Here is a 20,120-nt window from a genome sequence, read left to right as displayed (position 1 = left end):
ATAATGACCAATAACTTTGCCCAAGTTCCCGATCGGGCTATTCTCGCCGCCGAAGCGCAGCAAACTGCAGGACTCAATGATTTCGGCGATCCCTGGATTTTCGAAAATCTCGATGCGCTTATTCCCATCCTCAACACCGAGTCGGAACTGACCGCAGTCGGTGCGGCGGGCGCGCATACGATGATCGTGACCGCACTCGTCAATCGATTGCGCCATGTCGATCTGATAAAACGCCATCCCGAGATTCTGGAAGAAAAGGTCGAAGTCGCGGCCGTCGTTGTCGGTCTGCCGCGTACAGGAAGCACCATGCTTCACCGTATGTTGTCGTCCGCGCCGGGGATGACCGGCGTGAAATGGTGGGAATGCCAGAATTATGCGCCCTTCCCCGGTGAAGCCCCCGGCGACCCGGAACCGCGCCGCGCCGCCGCCAAGTCTTATCTGGATTACATGCTCGTCCATGCACCCGATCTGATGTCGATCCATCCGATGAACATCGATCAATCGGACGAAGAGCTGATCATCATGGGCCTGATGTTTTCCAGCACGATGATCGAGGGCATGTATTATGTGCCGAGCTATGCGCGCTGGTTGATCGAGAACAGCCGCACGCGCTGCTACAAGGATCTGAAGGAAATCCTCCAGTCGCTGCAATGGCAGGACAAGCGTCGCAAGGGTGCAAAATGGGTGCTGAAGACGCCCGGCCACCTGATGGCGCTGGATGGCGTTCTGGAGACTTTCCCCGGCGCAAAGATCGTGATGACGCATCGCGATCCGGTTGCCACTGTGCCGTCATACTGTTCGATGATGACGACGCTTTACCACATGGCATCCACGGTCGATCGTGAGCGGATCGGCGCGTTCTGGGAAAAGCGGCTGGCTGAACTGCTCGACCTGTTCATGTCGATCCGGGCCAAAGCGGGCAGCGCCGACTTCATCGACGTCCGCTATACCGACCTGACGACCCACCCGATCGAACAGGGCAAGCGCGTGCTGGCGGAGGCGGGGATTGCGCTGACGCCCGAAATCGTTGCCGGGATGGAGGATTGGGTCGAAGCCAATCGCCGCGAAGATCGGGCGCCGCACAAATATGCGCTGGAGGATTTTGGCCTTACAAAACCAGAAGTCGAACGTGATTTCGCCGATTATCGCGCAGCGTTTCTCGATGCTCCGGTGCCGGCATGAACGCGATCGATCGGTTGACCGCGATCGAGGATATCGCGCGCACGAAGGCGGAGTATTTTCGCTGCATCGACGAGCAGGACTGGGACGGGCTGGTGAAGGTTTTCACCGCCGATGCAGAAACCGACATGCGCGATGCAGTAGAGCCGCATAACCCCGACCTCCTCTCAAACGATCCCAGGGAATTCGCCCAGAACAACGCCTATGTGCTGGCTGGCGTGAAGACCGCGCACTTTGGATATATGCCACGGATCGACGTTCTGAACGAGGACGAGGCCGTGGGCATCTGGTCGATGGAGGACTGGCTCTGGGTGCCGGCTGGAAACCCGGTGATGCCAGCAGGCAGGATGCACGGCTGGGGTCATTATCATGACCGTTACCAGCGCGTGGGCGGCCGCTGGCTGATGTCGGCTACGCGCCTTACGCGCGTTAAGCTGGAATTTGAAGGATGAAGCCGCTCGCTGGCAAACGCGCGCTCGTCACGGGATCGAGTTCCGGCCTTGGGCAAGGTATTGCCGAAAGACTGGCTGCGGACGGTGCAGAGGTTTGCCTGCACGGACGCGACCGGGTTCGGCTGGAGGCAGCCCAGGCAGCAGTAGCGAAGCTGGGCCGCGCTCATGCTGCTGTCGGCTCACTCTCCGACGATGATGGCGCCGCAGATGTGATCGCTCAGGCCAAGGCGGTGATGGGGGGCATCGATATTCTCGTCAACAATGCCGGTGGTGAGTCGGCAGGCAACGGTCAGGCCGAATGGCTGGATGCGACGCCGGATGAGTGGATGGCGACCTATAATTCTAACGTCGGATCGATGGTCCGTCTGATCCGGTCGTGTGTGCCGGATATGAAGGCAGCCGGATGGGGGCGGATCATCAACCTGTCGAGCGTGTCGGTCGATACGCCGCTAGCCGTCATTCCCGATTATCAGGCGTCCAAAACGGCGATCCGTTCGCTGACCCGCTCGCTGGCACTGGCGCTGGCGAACACGGGGTCACGGCCAACAGCGTCAGTCCCGGCCTGACATTTTCAAACGGTCCGGACGCATGGATTCGAAGAATCGCCAGCGATCAGAACTGGGGCGATGACTGGGACACGATCAAGGCACGAGCGGAACAGGAACTGACAACGAACTTTGTCGGTCGCATCGGTACACCCGCAGACATCGCCCATGCCGTAGCCTTCTTCGCCGATCCGCGAGCCAATTTCGTCAACGCGATCGATATCTGTGTCGACGGTGGTCACTGACCGGCCAACCGAAAGAATCCGGCTGCCGGGTTACGGCAGCCGGTACAGTAGAGGGATAGACGCCGCCGCTCGATTTTCGATCAACGAACATCACCTATCGAAACTAGGCCATATCGATATGGCGGTCATATCGCGTTTGGCCCGATGGATCGCCAGATGATCCCCACTACCCCATCAGATGATCCATTGGACGACGAGAGCGCCGCATTGCTGGACGGACTGCGCCGCGCACTGCGGAGAGCGGGATGGACGCAAGCGAATCTCGCAGAAGAAATCGGAGTCGGAACGGCTACGATCAAACGATGGCTGCATGGCCGGGGCCTTGGCTTCACAACCCTCGCGCGACTTACTGCGCTTGCCGGCACAAGCCTCGCCGAACTGGCGCAGGATGGTCGGCGCAATGCGCGGGACCGAAATCATCTGACGCTCGCGCAGGAGGAAGCGCTAACACAGGACGCGTCGCTATCGACAATTTTTATCCTGATCGTCAACGGCTGGCCCCCTTCCGAAGCAGTCGAAGCTTTTCACATACCAAGCGACGTCGTGGAGAATGCGATCATAAAACTGGAACGGCTGGCGTTGATCGATCGCCTGTCGGGCGGCCGGATCCGCGCACGACTGGACCCTACTTACAGTTGGCAGCGTGCGCCCATGCGGCAACATTTCGAACGCAACCTGAAGCAGTTGTTCTTCTCCCTCGACTACGGCGATCCCGACACGATTTTCGGATCGGAAATGGTAAAACTGTCCCCCATCGGCATTGCACGCATTCGCGATCGAATCGAACAATTGCGGGGCGAGTTGCGCGCCATTTCCCGCGAGGACCAGCGCAATGCTGCGTTGCCTGGCGAATGGTTTGCCGTCCTTGCGGTCGCGCGATCGCTCAAACCTTTGATCTGAAGTCGCCCAGTCGGGCAGCACGTTAAAAAGCGACGGCTTTCCGCCATGATGGGCAAGCCTAGGCGGGTGATAATAAACGAAATTGTAGCAGCATTCGTTTGCACTTGACGGCTATTCAATTTGGTTTAGCTGTTTGCACATAGATTTCTTCGCTACTTGCGTAGAAACGAACAAGGAACTTCGCGCAAGTGGAGAACCCGCAGGGAGAGGGATTGCAATGAAAGCAGCCTGCCGACGTGCCCGGCTCCGTGCAGAACGCACGGTCAAGCCTCCTCGGCGATGACCATTATCTGTAAATTCTACGGTGCCTGAGCACCCATAGAACCGCATCCGTTCAATTAGACGAAATGTCGTCGATCGCTTGGATTTTTATCAAAAACCACCGGGAGGGGTGAATATGCAACTCAAATTTTTGGCAATGGCTGGCGTATCGATTTTGGCGACAAGTGCAGCTCACGCACAGGTTACGACCTCGGATCAGGCGCAAGCCCCAGCGGCTGCGCGAGAGTCTGCATTGAGCAGTGATAGTCTCGCGGAAATCGTGGTTACGGCACAACGGCGTGAGGAAAGCCTGCAAAAAGTCCCCGTCGCGGTAACGGCGATCGGTTCGGAACAAATCGACCTTCTTCGCGTGACCAACGTGAAGAATCTCGCAGGCCTTGCCCCGAGTTTGCAAATCGCCACCCAGGGTCTTCAGTCTAACCCCTCTATCTCGATCCGCGGCATCGCGTCGGGCGTTTCGAACAACGCCGTCGATCCAAAGGTCGGCATTTATCTGGACGGAGTATACATCGGCCGCACCACCGGCTCGATCTTCGACCTTGCGGACATCCAGCGGGTCGAAGTCCTGCGCGGGCCGCAAGGAACATTGTTCGGTCGCAATGCCACCAGCGGCGCGATCAGCCTGATTTCAGCACCGCCAACGGGTGAATTCGGCGTCCGCGGCACCGTATCCTACGGCAATTCCAAGGCGTTGCGCGGCAAGGTAACAATCGATCTGCCACAGTTGGGGCCTTTCTCGTTCAAGGTTTCCTACCTCCACGATCAGATCGCGGGCGATTATAATAATTCGATTGGGGGCCAGACGATCAATCTCAGCCTTCGCGACCCTTCATTCGGGACGCAGACCTTTGCGAACAAGCTTGGAGGTCGTAACATTGATGGTGGCCAACTGGCTGTGCGTGGCGAGTTTGGCAATCTCGTAGCGGATTATCGCTTCGACTACACCGACTCCCGAACAGTTGGCCGCGCGATGCAAAGCTTTGGCGTCATACCGGATCAATCGGGACAGATCCTTCAACCAATCGTAAGTCTGCAACCGCTCCTCGGCGGGACCACCAATCTCTCGTCCGACAGGCTGACAACGGTCGCGAATGCGACGAGCGTCGAGCATGTCGTTACGCAGGGCCACAGCCTGTCATTGACGCTGCATGCATCCGATGCATTTACGGTCAAGAGCATCACCGCCTATCGCAAGTTCAAGCAGGATCCGAATATCTATGATCTTGCCTCGACGGGGGGACTCCGGTTTTCCTTCGGGCAACTCGGCACATTCCTTGATCCTACAATTCCTGCCGCACAAAAGGGTGCATTGCTCTTCAGCCCGGCAAACATACCGGGGCCAAACGATTCTTTCTTCTCGCTGTTGACGGCGCGATCGACCCGCCAGTGGCAGATCAGCCAGGAGGTCCAGTTCCAGCTTAGCGAAGACGCATATGATCTGACGGCCGGTGCATTTTATTTCCACGAGAACTCACCGGCTACCGACATCCTGGGCATCCTCGAGCCCGTCCCCGGCGGCGTGGTCGTGCCAAGCCCATTGGACGCGGTGTTCGGAAGCGGGGTTACGCGTACGCTCTCGATTAACAACTCGATGGCAGGCTATGCGCAAGGAACGCTCCACGTCACTGACAAGCTCGATATTACCGGCGGCCTTCGTTACACGATCGATGATCGCGAACTCGTAATTTACAGCGTCTCGGGGGACAGGGCGGACAGCTAGGTATTGGCGACTACAAGGCCAGTTTCTCGAAATTGAACTACACCGGGATCGTCACCTATCGACCAACCCAGCAAATTACGAGCTATGCCAAAATAGCCAGTGGTTATGTCGCAGGCGGCATTCTGAGCGGAATTCCCTATAAACCGGAAACACTGGTTTCTTACGAAGTCGGCATCAAAGCGCAATTTCTCAACAATCGCATTCGCCTGAATACCGCTGCTTTCTACAGTGATTACAAGGATCTGCAGACCCAGAACTTCATCAACGGTCGTCAGTTCTTCGACAATGCGGGCAAAGCCGACATTCGCGGATTTGAGGTCGAAGCCGATGTAACGCCAGTTCGTGGTTTGGTACTGAGCGGCAACGTTGGATATGCCGATTTACGTTACAAGAGCTTTATATTGAATGGGATCGACATCGCCGATATCGCGCGTACGCCGTACACGTCCAAATGGACTGGCCGGGCGTCCGTACAATATGATGCTCCCGATTTCAGCAATGGCAGCCACGTATTCGGAAGAATCGAGGGGCGTTATCGCAGCGCCTATTATCTCACATCGACTCCGATCCAGAACGTCGTGACAGGCCAGAATGTGTTGGAGGATTACAACCATCGCCCCGGTTATTGGCTAGTCGATGGCCGCCTTGGCCTGGCCGACATGATGGTCGGCGGAGCAAAGGCATCGCTCTCTGCGTTCGGACAAAACCTGCTGAACAAGCAATATGTCGCATTCGGTGCTCCGGTGCTGTCGTTGGTCGGCACATATGAACGCGGTCGCACTTACGGTGTCGAACTCGGGATCGTGTTTTGAGTGATGGCGCGGCGACTCCGTCGCCGCGCCTCGACGGCAAGGTCGCGCTCGTCACCGGTGCCAGTCGCGGTATCGGTCGGGCGATTGCCCAGCGGCTGGCGGCGGCCGGAGCTACCGTGGTCGTTACAGCCCGCTCGCAAGGAAGCCCGGCTCCCCAACAACGTTTTGGGAAAACAGAACATGTCGCAGGCACGCTGGATGAAACGGTCGCGCTGATCGTCAAGGCCGGCGGCACCGCAATTTCACTTCCCGCTGATCTGGAGGATGCGAACGCACTCGCAATGCTCGTGCCTCGTGCAATCGAAATTGCCGGTCGCCTCGATATCCTCGTCAATAACGCCGGGTTCGCCGATTATGCGCGCGTCGAGGATATGCCCGCCGACACGTTCGGTCGCACAGTTCTTCATTACATACAGGTGCCATTCGCGCTGGCTCAGGCAAGTGTGCCGGCAATGCGCGCATCCGGCGCAGGCTGGATCGTCAACATCGGATCGGTCACCGCGCTTTCTCCGATTCGCCCCTATCCAGATTATGCGCGAGCCGGCGGTGACACTGTCTATGCCGCGACCAAAGCTGCACTGAACCGTTTTTCCCAAGGGCTCGCCGCAGAACTTTTGGACGCCAACATAGCGGTCAATGTGGTTGCGCCATCGACGGCAATCCGCACTCCCGGCGCATCGGCACTGATCCCCGAGGACTATCCGACCGAGGATGTCGCATATCTGGCGGAAACGGTTCTGGCGATGTGCCACCTGCCCGCTTCAGAGCGAACCGGTCAGATTGCTTACAGTATGCACTGGCCCGCTACGCACGCATTGGCGGTCAAGACTCTGGACGGCCGCGAGACGATGCCTGCCGCAATACCACCGGCCTGGTCGCATCCTGCGATCGACACGGCGGTAACTCAATGAGACGTCTCGCAGGAAAAGTCGCGGTTGTCGCGGGCGGCGGCGGAATCGGTGCCGAGACTGCAATGCGCCTTGCGGCAGAAGGCTGCGCGGTCATGCTGGGCGATCTATCGGTCGCACCAGCGGAAGAGGTTGTAAGCGAGGTCATTGCACAGGGCGGCCAGGCATCAGCCATGGGCTATGACCAATCCAACGATGACTCCGTAGCATCGCTGGTAAAGGCGGCCCATGAGCGCTTTGGACGCGTCGACTTCATGCACGCCAACGCTGCCGATATGGGCGCGATCCGCGATGATGGTGACGCCCTGACGATTTCCCTGGACACGTTCGATCGCACTGTCGCTGTAAATATGCGGGGCTATCTTTCGTGCACACGCCACGCATTACCGCACCTGATCGAAAACCGCGGTGCCATCGTCTATACCAGCTCATCGGCAGCACATATGGGCGAACCCGAACGCGTCGCCTATGCAATGACAAAAGCTGCGGTGAACGCACTGATGCGCCACGTCGCCAGCCGCTGGGGCAAAGAGGGCGTTCGTGCCAATTCCATCGCGCCCGGCATGGTGCTGACAGCGCAAATCCGCGATAATCTGGCACCCGACTTTATCGACCGCGTGCTGGCCGCACATCGAAGCTGGCGATTGGGCGAGAGTGCGGACATCGCAGCGATGGTCGCGATGCTGTTCTCCGCAGACGGCGAATGGATCACCGGACAGACGATCGCGGTGGACGGTGGCGCTTCGATACGGCCTTAAGCGATGGCGTTCGGCTCCGCGACAATGACCGAATAATCGCCAATGTGCATTGCCCAGTGAGCATCGCGCCTAACAATCCGCCAGCCGCGTGCTTCGCGGGCCCAGCGATCGATATATTCGCCATTGGTGTCCAAAAAGCGGTCGGCCTTGTTTCCGCGACCCTGATGCCGAGCCTGAACATAGCATCGGCTGGTCGCGCCATCTCCGTCCAGCTCGATCATGATGCTACCGATCAAGTGCTGCGACGGTCCGCACACATCGAGGAAGCGACTGAATTGCGCACGCATCGCCTCTATCCCGGCCTGCTCTTGCCCGTCACCATAATTGAACGCGACATTGTCGGCAAAGACGTCGGTTACCGCGCTCCAGTCCCGCGTATCGAGCACTCGCGCAAACCGACCGAGTTGATTGGTGATTACCAGCCTGTCATCTTCCCGTGTGGGCATCAGTGTCCTCCAGATGTTCTGCGTATCAGTAGTGCATCCGCGATACGCAAACCATCACGAACTAGCATTATGCTTGCTCCAACCGAATTTCGGATGTAGTTTCCGAAACTGGCGAGGCACTGGCGGCGAAGGTGAAAACCGAATCGACCGGGCCGAACGTCGAAACCCGGGAGAGTACCCATGAATGATGATATTTCTTCGCGCGTAAGCGAAGCGGACTTTGCCTATTACAACGGCTCTGGCCCCAAGTTTACGACTGAGAGTTCGACGCTGATCAGCTCGTCACCCTATCTCAACCATCCCGAGCTTCGTGAGCTAATCGCTCAGGAAATGCTGCGGCGTAACGGCGCGGATTTACCGAACACCGCCTATATCCCCAACGTCGTCAAGATCCTGATGGAGCTGGAAGACTGGCCGCGCATCTTCCAGTTGTTCGAGGAAGAAAAAGCGCGCCTGCCGGAATTCAAGGCATGGCTGGATGGCCGCAAGGTTTCGCTCTTTTCGTCGGAAGAACTTTCGAACGCAAAACCCGGAACGCTGCGCGCCGTCATCTATGATTTCGTCGTTAACAGCGGCTATAATATGGATCATTTCTATCAAGGGATGGAAATCAAGAGCGACTTCGACTTCTACATGAAGGAGCGGACGCACACTCACGACATCGAACACATGATCACAGGCTTTGAAACCGATCACTGTGGCGAGATTGCCCTGCTCGCGGCGAATGCCCGCGCACTCTATGGCTATTTCAAGCCGGAACTCGCAGCGTTCTTCAATCGGGTCAGCGCATATCTGAAGGCGAAGACCACGCTCAAAAGTGGCCTGTTCTATCCAGAAGCTTTTGCCGAAGAACTCAACGCCGAGGACATTGGTGCGGTTCAGGGTCGAGCTTGGAAGCATCCGCTTTTCCTGATCCCATATCGCGATTATCTCGATTGGCAGGTTACGGATATCCGCGAGAAGTTCGGCATCACCAGCGCACCGGTATCGGGGCATTGGAAATGGACGACCGCAGTCAGCGAAGATCCACGCCATGCCAACGACCAAAACACGATGGCTGCCGCTGCCGAATAGCAGCAACGTCTAAGTGGCTTTAAAAAGGCCGGGGCTCAGCGCCTCCGGCCTTTCTTGTTTGCCCGGTCGCTTGGCGATCACAAAAGCCGATCGAAGCACACAAAAAAGGGCCGGTCTTTCGACCGACCCTTCCCTTTGTAGTTCCGCTTATTCAGCGGCTTCGAGGATTCGCTCCGCATCGGCTTTCGCAGTGGGAGCCATATATTCACCTGGGGTCGCGCCCGTGTACGCAGTCCCGTCAAATGTCGTCACGCCATTGACGATCGTTCGCCGCATAGGAGCAGCCTGACGAGTGAAGCGCCAAGTCGTGCCGCCTTCGCCATCGGGAACGTCGTAGCGCTTCTCCATGTCGCGATATTTCACTTCATCGAGGTTGAAGACCACAACGTCGGCACGCTTGCCAACTTTCAGTTCGCCGGTTTCATGCAGGCCGAAAAAGTTGGCGAGCTTGCCAGTCTTGACATGCACTGCCTGCTCGAGGGTCAAAAGTCCCTCCTTCACATATTTAGTGAAGAGCAGGATATTCTCGCCGCCGCCACAAAGCATCTGAAGATGCGCGCCGGCATCCGAAATATTGCCGACCGATTTTTCGTCCTTCATCAACTGGATCGTCAGTTCCTCATCCTTGGGAAAAGGAGCCATGTGAACGGTCGATTTCGTACCGTTCTCCACGATCCATTGCGCCATTGCGTCGGAACGATGCAGTCCGCGGCTTTCTGCGAATTCGTGTAATGTAATTCCGACTGGACCAGCCCCATTCTCGGAATCTCGCAGGAACAAATCCTTAGGATTGTTCATCGGGGAATGCGGCCACGCCTGAGTATCCCAGCTTTCTCGCGCCCGCGCTCGCCAGTCGGCATCGCTAAGCATTTGCGCTTTCTCTTCGTGCGTTTCCGCCAGCACAACCTCATGCCAGACATAATCATTGGACTGTGCAAAGATCAGCGACTTGATCAAGCTGAGCGTGCTCGTTGGCGAGACGTGCGCAAAGCCCGGCCAGATATCGACGCCCTCGGCCTGCATCCGCTCGACCCGCGGCTTCATCTGAGCGAGCATCTCTTTCTGGAAACCCAGCGTCGGTATCGCGCCAGCAACCTGCATACGGATGTTCCGCCCCTTCGTGAGCCGTTCGAGCCGTTCAAGGTCGGCTGGCCCGCGCATCCGCATGAACGTATCGACGATAACCTGGTACGTGGTGCCCGGATGACGCTGCATCACTTCGAACAGTGCTTCGAATTCCGCGTCATCCGCCAGCAATGTCGGGATCGGGCGATTGTCACCGTCGTGATCGTGAAGATTGTCCGACATGCCCAGCGCGCCCGCCGATAGCGCTCCCTCAAGCATTTCGGCCATAAGTTCGACTTCCTTGGGAGTCGCCGCGCGATCCCATGCTTCAAGGCCCATCGCTGCCATCCGCAGTGCGATATGGCCTACGAATGCCGAATAGTTGGTCGGCAGATGGACGTTCTTTGCCATCGATTCCTTATATTCGGCCCATGTTTCCCAGTCCCACGGCACATGCTGCAGGAACGGCTTCAATGGGATATCCTCGAAGAACGAGAATATCTTGATCATCTCCAGTTGCGCGGCCTTGTCTTTCGAAAGTGGCGCGGCGGTGAACCCACAGTTCCCCAGAATAACAGTGGTAGCGCCATTGCCCGGCAGCGGGTCAAGATCCGGCTGCCACCACATCGTTGCATCATAGTGAGTATGGCTTTCGATAAAGCCCGGCGTCACGTGGCAGCCGGTTGCATCGATCACTTCCTCACCGGCACGCGGTGAGAGGTTTCGGCCGATTTCGGCAATCGTGTCGCCAGCAATGCGGACATCGGCGGCAAAAGGCTTGGCCCCCGTTCCGTCCACCACCGTGCCGCCGCGAATGAGCATGTCTGACATAGCATCTTCTCCAAAAATTGAGGTAATTATCCCTCTGGCCGAAGCCTGCATCGTGTCCGGCGTAAACGCCGTCCGTGCGTTATGGTTATCCATCGGCAGTCGCCGCAGTACCGCCACGCCTTTCAGCATCGGAACCTTGTTTTGATGCTATCGTTCCGAAATTGTCGGCGCAAGGTGAATCTGGCCGTTGCGCAGTAGAATTCGAAATATCTCGCGCAAGCTAAGTCTTCTTATTGAAATATCACCGCTTTGCGGATTAGGACGCGGTTCGATAGCCGTCCACCACGACTGCACCTGAGCGTTGGTCGAGAGCCTCTTAGGACGATTGATCGCACACCAGAATACAGGTGCGCAATTCATACCCGGTAACAAGATCGTTCCAGCTTACCGTAGGTGGCTTTTCGAGACGCAGACCGGGTACCGCAAGGAGCCGCATGAGGAACATGTCGGTTTCCTGGATGGCAAGAAACGATCCGGGGCAGCGATGATGCCCGTCGCCGAACCCCATTACCGACGCCCCTGCACGCCCTGCGGGGCATCGGTCAGCACGAACGGTCAACGGATCGTCCCCAGCGACCGAAGCATCCGCATTCACCGCACGAAGGTCGACCGCGACAAGTGCACCCTTGGGAATTGGAACGCCATCGTCGATAGTGACCGACTGGGTTGTGCGACGGAACAGCGTGCCGACCACTGGCTCCAGTCGCAGTATCTCTTCCAGTAGAGCATGTCGGGCGGGTTCGTCGGCGGCGCGGTAATGTGTCTCAAGCGCCGGATCATCGAGCATATGCCAGGCGCACACTGTGATGAATTCGCGCGTCGTCACCATGCCAGCCGCAGCGTAAGTGATACACTCGGTCAGTATCTCCGAATCGCGATAACCCTGGTTCAACAGATGCGAGATGACGTCTTCGCGGGGATTGCGGCGACGTGCACGGATGCTAGGCCTGACGTCCAGCAGATAGAAACGCAGCAGCCGTGCTTGGGCAACAAAAGCTTGCCACCAGCGCGCAGCGGGAGTTCTCGCATCGCCAAGTCCTCCCGCAAAGAATGCATTGATGCGCCGATCGAGGCCGGGTGTCAGGCTGTCGGTAAGTCCGACAACCTCCGCTGCAATGCCGACGGCCATTTCCATTCCGATGACGCTAAGATCGGCCCGGCCAGCCGATACGAAGCGCCCGATGATGCTGTCGGCCAGCGTCGCCATCAGTTCGCGATAACGCGCACTCACGGTTTTTGGGGTGAAGAATGGTGCCGTCAGGCGTCGCTGTTCATGGTGGATCGTGCCCTCCAAAAACAAGATCGGCGTCTTGCCGCGTTGGGGCAGTTTCTCGATAAGCTCGGCCTTGAAACCAGCCTGTCTCGTGGCATCGGAGCGGAGCAACTTCCGTGCAGCGGCAAAACTGCGGACGTGCCAGACACCAGCGCCATCCTGCTCGACATCAGGACTGAACGCTCCACCTGGAGGAGCCGTCCGCCGATTATCGGCACCGGTTACAGGGCATCGGCCATCAGCACGTTCCGGCAGGGTATCGGCTTCAGCCATATTCCGCTCCTTAGTTTCGGAACGTATATATCGAAACCTATTGCGAAACTACCCAATTTCACCACGACGTCGCGCCGTGTCTCGCAGAATCGCGTCGATAGCGGGACCGATATCGCAGGGTGCCACCTGATCCGAATAGGCCTGCGCCGCGGCGCGAAGATTCGGCAATTCATCGGATTCCCAAGCGAGCAACGCACGGTCGAGTTCTTGCCCCTGATCGGTATCACGGCTGGCGAGCGCACTGAAATGACCTTTCACAGCCGCCGCGCCGATGCACACCTGACCAATTTGGCGATAGAGATACATCGCCTCCTCATCATCGAATCCACGCACGGTCATTGCACCCAGAAACGCGTCGACGAATTCCATTTCGACCGCGATGCCCCATTGCGCCTCGATAAATCCGATTACGAGTTGCGCATTACCGCCCAGCGAAGCGAAAAGCGTATCGGCAAAGGCGCGCGCCAGATCCGCCCAGTCCTGCCCTGCATCCGGCGGAGCCCGTCGTCCCGCCTGCCGGCCCGTCGCCAGCCGAACGAGCGTGTCGCGATTTTCGACGTAGCGATACAGCGTCGCGATGCCGACGCCGAGACGCCCGGCAAGCTCCTTCATATTAAGGTCGGCCAGCCCACCTTCGATCGCCGCATCCAGCAAACCATCGAGGGTCAGTCGTCGCGGTCGGCCGACAACGCGAGAGGGGATTGTCGCCGGATTGAGAGGGGGCATGATAGTCACGACATCGTCTGTTCCCCAAGCCGCCGTCGCAATCAAGCGAAGATCACGGCCCATCAGGCAGTTCTGGTGCCCAGGCCACGCCATTGATATGCGCGCCACCGTCGACGAACAATGTGTTGCCGGTCAGGTAGCGACTGCCCTCGCTCGCCAGAAAGGCAACGACAGGCGCAATGTCGGCATCGGGATCGCCCATGCGTCCCATCGGGTTCTGCGCTGCCATTATCGCTGCCGTTTCCGGATTCGCATCTCGAAACCGTCGATAAGCAGCGCTGATCGACGCTGGGCAAACAATGTTACAGGTTATCCCGTGACCTGCCCACTCACGTGCAGCAGTACGGCTAAGCGCGCGAAGTGCCTCCTTGCAGACATTATATTCGGCCGATCCGATATGAGCGTTAACACCGTTCAGCGAACCGATGTTGACGATTCGCCCCCATCCCCGCGCCTTCATTGCTGGAAACGCCGCCTGCATGGCCCATAGTGCTGCCGACATTGCCATGGTCATGCCGTGAAGCATTTCCGCGTCAGTCTTATATTCGATGCGTTTCAGGGTCGTGCCCGACCATGCATTATTGACCAGAATATCGACCGCACCGAAACGTTCGTTCGCCACCGCGATCATTCGCTCCACAGCAGCACGATCCGTCACATCGACTTGGTGAAATACAACGGCCACGTCCGCGTCGCGCTCTGCTTCGGCAGCAGCTTCACGACCCCGCTCCGCATCGATATCGGCAAGCAATACTCTTGCACCATCAGCTGCCAGGCGACGGACAATGCCACGGCCAATCCCGTCAGCGCCGCCGGTGACGACCGCAACCCGCCCTGACAATGGCCCCGCTATGATGACGCGCTCCGATATTGACCGACGATTTCTTCGATCGCGGGCACCACATCATCCCGGCGGAAGGCGAGTAACTTTTCGACCTCTGGATCGACATCGTAATACAGCGTGTTGCCTCGCCCGAAGAAAATGGCTGAATCAGGCAGCATCGGATGCTCCTGATCCAAAACCGGCGGCTTGTTACGACCGACCGCTTCGAAAAATGCGCCGAAATAGTTCTGGAACGTCATGTTCTGGTCGCCGACCAGATAGGACGCGCCCGCAGCGCCACGCTCAAGGCCACCCTCGATCGCCTCTGCCAGCGACTGAGTCGAGATGAAATTGGTCCCACCCGGCGGCGCAAATTCCGGCATCGGCGCAAACTTGCCCTCGGCATATTGAGTGTAAGCAGCGAACATCGGGATGACGAGGCCCGGCACCGCGCCCACGACGAACGGCGCATTGATGCTCATCGCCACGAAATTGCCGCCAGCCAACGCCGCAACACCCTCATCAGAAGCCTTGCGCGAACGGACATAGGCGTTGTTGGCGACCAGCTTTGGCGCAGCCTGAGGATAGAAACTGCCAACGTTCACCGCACGCTTTATGCCAGCGGCCTTTGCCGCTTCGAAGAAACGCGGAACCCCGATCGAATTGGCCTCATGCCAATAATCATCACCGACATCCTGTGGCTGGTGGCGAACATCGTTACCCGCCGCAAAGACGAGCGCATCGAAACCAGCAAGTGTCGCACGGTCGAAATCCATTGCGACATAATCGATCCGCTCGAACGGCAGATCGCCGAGGGGGTGCCAGCCGCAGGCGCGTTCCGACCGGCAATCGTTACCTCGTGACCTTTTGCTTTAAGATGGAGGGCTGCGCGGCCACCGATCATGCCGGCTCCGCCGACTACGATAATCTTCATGCTTTCAGGTTCCTTTTAAAGATTCAGACCATTGCCGGTCGTAACCGGCATATTTGTCCAGACGTCGTTCGCATCACGATACCAACCAGCCGCAGCAAGCGCGCCGCCGTCCACATGGAGGGTGGTGCCAGTAACCCAGGCCGCATGAGGGCTAGCGAGGAAGAGTATCCCACCGGCCATGTCCTCCCCTGTCCCGAACCGACCGAGCGGTGTCCACCGCTTGACGTTGTCGCGATATTCAGGCGGTATCATCAATGAAACCGGCACCTGCGGCGTATCGGTCGTTTCCGGCGCGATCAGGTTGATGCGAATACCGACCGGCCCTAGTTCCAGCGCAAGGCTTTTGGTAAACCCGGTCAGGGCCGCCTTGCACGCCGCATAGACCGCGCAATTAGGGATACCGCGATATCCCTCAATCGACGAAACGCTGACGATGCTGCTCCCTGCGCCGTTACGCCGCAACAACGGGATCATTGCCTTGGTGACCGAAAAGACCTGTCGAAGATTAGTTGCGTAGAGCCGCTCTATTTCATCGTCGCTCAATGTTTCAAAAGGCTTGGCCAGCATCAGAAAATCGCCGACGTTGTTGACGAGAATATCGAGCCCGGAAAACCGCGCTTCGATCTGTGCGGCCAGATCGGCGACAACGCCTGCATCCGTGACATCCCCGATCACGATCAACGACTCTACGCCCGCACTCTTTAGTGCCACGCGTGTGGACTCTGCCCTATCGGCATCAATCTCAACCACAACGACCGAAGCTCCGGCGCGACCGAACGCATCCACCGTTGCACGGCCAATTCCCGCCCCGCCTCCGGTAACAAGTACCGTCTTGTCTGCAAAGTCGAACATCCTGCCACTCCCTCGTACCGCACACTTTGGAAAGCGCGTCTCAGGCTTTGGAGGTTAAGACGCACGTCGCGATCATTCAAGCCATGTTTAACGCAAATACGCATTTCTCAATAGTTAGAATTTGCTTTTGCGTTTTATTAAAGCATAAAATGATGCGAATGATACCTGGTGGCGTTTGATCGGAAAAGACTGCAGAATGCCCACAGAGTTAAGTCGAAACGAAGCACTGAAGGACGACTCAATGGGGAAGGTGCACGACACATGATCGCGGATTCGATCTGGGTTATCGACGAAATCACCACACGCCCCGGACAGGGGAAAGCGTTTCTCGACGCCTATATGACGCAATATGTACCCGGCGCGACCGCCCGTGGGATGACGCTAACCCATCGCATGGTAGAACCCGCGATGTGGCTCGACGACGCGCCAAACCGGATTCTGCTCATCTGGGCAATGCCGAATGTCGATGCGACATGGGGGCCAAACATATGGCGCGCGGCGATGGCGATGTGCTGCATTGGTGGGAGGTTGAGGCACCGGCCTTCATCCTCTCTCGACGACGATCCACTCTTGCCAACGCCAATGTGCTGGAAAGCCTTGCCGATGTTTAGCGCGCTGTTCATTCCAACATTCGCCCCTGCCCGGCGGGCCGAAGCGATGGACGTGATTGCAACCGCGACCGCTGGCTTGCCAAACCTGCTTGGCAGTATGTTCGCTCCTACCTTGCCAAATGTTTATAATGGCGGCGATGCGATTTGGCGGGCGACCTTTGCCGATGCAGCAGCGTGCGACGCAGCGTTATCGAGTGACGCTTGGAAGCCTGCTGCAACATTGTTGGCGGACAAAGCCATCGTCACACAACTCGACCACGCAACCTTCGCAGGCGGCATGTCCGGGGAGCGAACCCAGGCGCCCGGCCTTTACCGCATCGCGCTGTTTTGCGCCAATGTCCGCCCCGACGCCGAACGCCTGCAATCCTTCGCAGAGGATACTGCGGCACTGGCAGCGTACGTCAGGACCATCGGGCGCTGGCAACTGTCCACGACGCGGGACGCCGATGGCCTGCGACCCTGGACCCACGTATGGGAACAGGAATATTCCAACCTCGACGGTCTGAACGGTGCGTATATGCGCCACCCGGCCCACTGGGCGCGGGCGGAACGCTGGTTCGATCCCGAATACCCTGAACATCTTGTCGATCCGCTGCTTGTCCATACGTTTTGCGCGATCGAAACGCACGTTCTTCATGGCTGACATGCCGCATTCCGAAAATCGCTCCGGCAAGCCGTCCGAAGTTTCACGCAATTTTCCGGACTGTCACCCTAGTCCCTGACGCTTTGCGTCGCTAGACTGGCAATATAATTCGCATTTAGAAAAAGAGCGAAGATTGGGAGAGGCATTGTGTTCGACAAGCAAGTAGATGTTCTGGTGGTCGGTTCCGGAGCAGGAGCACTCGTCGCGGCACTCCGGGCCGCCCGTGCTGGTGCCGATGTACTGGTGGTGGAAAAGGGCGCGATGTGGGGCGGAACCTCTGCGACATCGGGTGGAGGCATCTGGATTCCCGGCAGCCATCTTGCCGAACAGGCGGGCCATCCCGACGATCTGGGCGAGGCATTCCGCTATGTCCGCGCGCTGACTGCGGATAACGTCGCCGACGACCAGATTCACGCCTTTGTCGATAACGCACATCGGATGCTTGCTTGGGTCGAACAGGAAGCCGACGTCCAATATGCAGCGCTGCCCTATCCGGATTACTATCCGGAAGTGGCGGGAAGCCGGGAGGGATATCGCACCCACTTGATACCGACCGCCTTTGATGCGCGGAAGATGGATCAGGCGGCCTTCGATACGATGCAGCGCGCCTCCCCGGCGGCGAGCCTGTGGGGTCGCATCAACTGGGTGCTTGCGGAAACGCACATTGCGCTGTTCCGTCCCAAGGGCTGGTGGAAAACGATCGGAAAAGCACTTGCCGGATATTGGCTCGACTTCCCACAACGACTGCGTAGTCCGCGCGATCGGCGGCTAACGCTGGGAACTGCCCTGCTCGGTCGTCTGCGCAGCGCGGTGGACCGCACGGGTACCCCGGTTTGGCTGAACAGCCCGTTCGTCTCGCTAATCGAAACCGACGGACGTGTCGAAGGTGCCGTGGTGCAACACGAAGGACGCGAATTGCGGATCGGCGCACGCAAGGGCGTGATTCTTGCCGCCGGTGGGTTCGAACGCAACGCGGCGCTTCGTGCAGAGCATCTGGCCGCCGCCCACGATCCGGTCGCCAGCGGATCGCAGGTCAACAATCGTGGCGATGCTCTGTTGGCAACGCTGACTCTGGGCGCTGCTACACGCAACATGGACTCGGCATGGTGGGCACCGATGTTCCGCATTCCGGGTGAAGATCGCGCTCGTCTGTCGACTGTGGAACGCGCGCTCCCCTACTCGCTGATTGTCGATCAATCAGCCAAGCGTTACGCCAATGAGGCACTCTCCTACCATCGCTTCGGCGAGGTGATGAAAGCGCCCCACGCTCCCGGAGCTGAAACCAATCCGAGCTGGCTGATCTTCGATTCTCGCTATCGCAACAGCTATCCCGCAGGACCGGTCATCCCCGGCATTCCCGATGCGCTATTACCTGCATCAGTACGAAAGGTGCTGGTGAAGGGCTCGACCGTTGCTGATCTGGCGAAGGGCACCGGGCTGGATACGGTAACCCTCGAAGCCACGATCACGCGTTTCAACGGAATGGTCGCAAAGGGCAAGGACGAAGATTTCGGTCGCGGAGACAGTGCCTATGACCGGCTCTACGGTGATCCACGAGTCAGCCCCAATCCCTCGCTCGGTGCCGTCGCAAAGGCACCATTCTATGCGATCCCGCTTCATCTGGGCGATATCGGCACGAATGGCGGCCTTGTTACCGACGGACGCGGGCGTGTGTTGCGCGAGGATGGCGGCACGATCCAGGGTCTCTATGCGGTTGGCAACCTTGCCGCCTCCGTCATGGGTTATTCCTATCCCGGTGCCGGTGCGACGCTTGGGCCAGCCATGACGTTCGGTTTCCTTGCCGCCACCGACGCCTGTCGTATCAACGAACCTGTCTGAGTGATCTCAGGACAGGTATCGCCGGAGCGCCGCCACCGCGATCGCAATCGCCTGATCCGAAATCGGTGCAACGCCGAAGAAGCTGGCGAAACCGTGGATACCGCCGGAGAAGTCGTGCAGATCAGTGGGCACTCCGGCAGCTCGGAGCGCGACGGCATAGTCAAAACCCTCATCATGAAGAGGGTCGTTCCCTGCCAAGATTACGGTTGCAGGTGCCACTCCCGCAAGCGAAGCTGCGCGCAACGGAGCAGAACGGTGATCAAGCGGGGATTTGCCGAGATACTGATCCCAGAAGAACCGCATCATGCCGGTTGTCAGAAAACTGTCTTCGGGATTGGCACGATAGGAAGCATTCTCGAAATCGCGATCCACAACGGGGTAGAACAACACTTGCCCAGAGGGCGCGTTCGGCTTCCCGGCAAGCAACAACGCGGCCACCGCAGCGAGATTTCCGCCGGCACTGTCACCGACCACGGCATAGCGATCCGCACGAATGCCAAATTGCTCCGCGTAGGCCGGCAACGCTCCGATGGCGGCCAGTACATCGTCGATCGCAGCCGGGAAAGGGTGTTCGGGCGCCAAACGATAGTCGAGCGACAGCACTGCACACCCCCCATCGCGCACCAGCACACGGGCAAGTGCATCATGCGTCTCCAGCGTGCCGAGAACCCATCCGCCACCGTGCAACAAAATGGCTACCGGTCGCACCTCACCCGGGGCGGGATGGTAGAGCCGCGCCGCGATCGGGCCAGCACTCCCTGCAATTTCCACATCCCGCACCTCTGCGATGGGGATAGGTGCGCCGGGGAATGGATTGTCCATGACAGCGCGCATGGCCGTCGCCTCAAGCGGGTCAGGCAGCGCAAATCCGCTGGCAGCCATCGCAGCGATCATCTGCTGCAAAACCGGGTCGATCATCCTATACTCTC

Annotated in this window: 18 protein-coding genes and 1 pseudogene; 11 read left to right on the top strand and 8 right to left on the bottom strand. The window is 58.4% G+C overall.

Annotated elements, in window-relative coordinates:
* Window positions 1–3 precede the first annotated feature (3 nt).
* The 8 genes and pseudogenes from D3Y57_RS15350 to D3Y57_RS15320 all read left to right on the top strand — a co-directional run bounded on the left by D3Y57_RS15350 (window position 4) and on the right by D3Y57_RS15320 (window position 7,801).
* On the top strand, window positions 4–1,182 hold the full coding sequence (locus D3Y57_RS15350; RefSeq protein WP_121153971.1) for a sulfotransferase family protein: 1,179 nt from the start codon (window positions 4–6) through the stop codon (window positions 1,180–1,182).
* Window positions 1,179–1,631: a nuclear transport factor 2 family protein gene (locus D3Y57_RS15345; protein ID WP_121153969.1), complete on the top strand. Its 453-nt coding sequence runs from the start codon at window positions 1,179–1,181 to the stop codon at window positions 1,629–1,631. The genes D3Y57_RS15350 and D3Y57_RS15345 overlap by 4 nt, the downstream gene beginning before the upstream one ends.
* Window positions 1,628–2,421: pseudogene (locus tag D3Y57_RS15340) on the top strand (SDR family NAD(P)-dependent oxidoreductase). The gene D3Y57_RS15345 and the pseudogene D3Y57_RS15340 overlap by 4 nt, the downstream one beginning before the upstream one ends.
* Window positions 2,422–2,577: 156 nt before the next feature.
* Window positions 2,578–3,321: a helix-turn-helix domain-containing protein gene (locus D3Y57_RS15335; protein WP_121156034.1), complete on the top strand. Its 744-nt coding sequence runs from the start codon at window positions 2,578–2,580 to the stop codon at window positions 3,319–3,321.
* 397 nt (window positions 3,322–3,718) lie between these two features.
* Entirely contained in the window at window positions 3,719–5,323 is a 1,605-nt protein-coding gene (locus tag D3Y57_RS15330) for a TonB-dependent receptor (protein ID WP_347400393.1), read from the top strand.
* Between the two features lie 32 nt (window positions 5,324–5,355).
* A complete protein-coding gene (locus D3Y57_RS21420; protein WP_347400392.1) occupies window positions 5,356–6,135 on the top strand; it encodes a TonB-dependent receptor domain-containing protein in 780 nt (259 codons plus the stop codon).
* Complete coding sequence (locus D3Y57_RS15325; RefSeq protein WP_121153967.1) at window positions 6,132–7,046, top strand: SDR family NAD(P)-dependent oxidoreductase; 915 nt, start codon at window positions 6,132–6,134, stop codon at window positions 7,044–7,046. The genes D3Y57_RS21420 and D3Y57_RS15325 overlap by 4 nt, the downstream gene beginning before the upstream one ends.
* Complete coding sequence (locus D3Y57_RS15320; protein WP_121153965.1) at window positions 7,043–7,801, top strand: SDR family NAD(P)-dependent oxidoreductase; 759 nt, start codon at window positions 7,043–7,045, stop codon at window positions 7,799–7,801. The genes D3Y57_RS15325 and D3Y57_RS15320 overlap by 4 nt, the downstream gene beginning before the upstream one ends.
* Here D3Y57_RS15320 and D3Y57_RS15315 read toward each other — a convergent pair.
* On the bottom strand, window positions 7,798–8,247 hold the full coding sequence (locus tag D3Y57_RS15315; RefSeq protein WP_121153963.1) for a nuclear transport factor 2 family protein: 450 nt from the start codon (window positions 8,245–8,247) through the stop codon (window positions 7,798–7,800). The two genes, D3Y57_RS15320 and D3Y57_RS15315, sit on opposite strands and share 4 nt — an antisense overlap.
* A 180-nt stretch (window positions 8,248–8,427) precedes the next feature.
* Between D3Y57_RS15315 and D3Y57_RS15310 the strand changes: the two genes are divergently transcribed.
* Window positions 8,428–9,321, top strand: a complete 894-nt coding sequence (locus tag D3Y57_RS15310; protein WP_121153961.1) for a hypothetical protein — start codon at window positions 8,428–8,430, stop codon at window positions 9,319–9,321.
* A 147-nt stretch (window positions 9,322–9,468) separates the two neighbouring features.
* Here the strand turns inward: D3Y57_RS15310 and D3Y57_RS15305 are convergent, their stop codons facing one another.
* The 6 genes from D3Y57_RS15305 to D3Y57_RS15280 all read right to left on the bottom strand — a co-directional run bounded on the left by D3Y57_RS15305 (window position 9,469) and on the right by D3Y57_RS15280 (window position 16,098).
* Complete coding sequence (locus D3Y57_RS15305; protein WP_121156032.1) at window positions 9,469–11,217, bottom strand: N-acyl-D-amino-acid deacylase family protein; 1,749 nt, start codon at window positions 11,215–11,217, stop codon at window positions 9,469–9,471.
* A gap of 316 nt (window positions 11,218–11,533) precedes the next feature.
* Complete coding sequence (locus D3Y57_RS15300) at window positions 11,534–12,763, bottom strand: cytochrome P450 (RefSeq protein WP_121153959.1); 1,230 nt, start codon at window positions 12,761–12,763, stop codon at window positions 11,534–11,536.
* Window positions 12,764–12,811: 48 nt separating this feature from the next.
* Complete coding sequence (locus D3Y57_RS15295; protein WP_239025882.1) at window positions 12,812–13,552, bottom strand: TetR/AcrR family transcriptional regulator; 741 nt, start codon at window positions 13,550–13,552, stop codon at window positions 12,812–12,814.
* Window positions 13,542–14,330 carry an SDR family NAD(P)-dependent oxidoreductase gene (locus D3Y57_RS15290; protein ID WP_239025881.1) on the bottom strand — a complete coding sequence of 263 codons (789 nt, stop codon included), beginning with the start codon at window positions 14,328–14,330 and terminating at the stop codon, window positions 13,542–13,544. Before D3Y57_RS15290 ends, D3Y57_RS15295 begins: the two co-directional genes overlap by 11 nt.
* 8 nt (window positions 14,331–14,338) lie before the next feature.
* Window positions 14,339–15,088: a Rossmann-fold NAD(P)-binding domain-containing protein gene (locus D3Y57_RS15285; RefSeq protein ID WP_347400391.1), complete on the bottom strand. Its 750-nt coding sequence runs from the start codon at window positions 15,086–15,088 to the stop codon at window positions 14,339–14,341.
* A gap of 173 nt (window positions 15,089–15,261) precedes the next feature.
* Window positions 15,262–16,098, bottom strand: coding sequence for an SDR family NAD(P)-dependent oxidoreductase (locus tag D3Y57_RS15280; RefSeq protein ID WP_121153955.1), 837 nt, complete (start codon window positions 16,096–16,098; stop codon window positions 15,262–15,264).
* A 261-nt stretch (window positions 16,099–16,359) separates the two neighbouring features.
* Here D3Y57_RS15280 and D3Y57_RS15270 point away from each other — a divergent pair, with 261 nt between their 5' ends.
* Entirely contained in the window at window positions 16,360–17,352 is a 993-nt protein-coding gene (locus D3Y57_RS15270; protein ID WP_239025880.1) for a Dabb family protein, read from the top strand.
* Window positions 17,353–17,499: 147 nt separating this feature from the next.
* Window positions 17,500–19,191, top strand: coding sequence for an FAD-dependent oxidoreductase (locus tag D3Y57_RS15265; protein WP_239025879.1), 1,692 nt, complete (start codon window positions 17,500–17,502; stop codon window positions 19,189–19,191).
* Window positions 19,192–19,197: 6 nt separating this feature from the next.
* Here D3Y57_RS15265 and D3Y57_RS15260 read toward each other — a convergent pair whose 3' ends face one another.
* Entirely contained in the window at window positions 19,198–20,109 is a 912-nt protein-coding gene (locus tag D3Y57_RS15260) for an alpha/beta hydrolase (protein ID WP_121153949.1), read from the bottom strand.
* Window positions 20,110–20,120: the final 11 nt, after the last annotated feature.

The sequence above is a fragment of the Sphingomonas paeninsulae genome (assembly GCF_003660165.1).
In the GTDB taxonomy this organism is placed as follows: Bacteria; Pseudomonadota; Alphaproteobacteria; order Sphingomonadales; family Sphingomonadaceae; genus Sphingomonas_O; species Sphingomonas_O paeninsulae.
The sequence above is the reverse complement of the archived record's forward strand: the minus strand, read 5'-3'. Positions and strand labels throughout refer to the sequence as shown.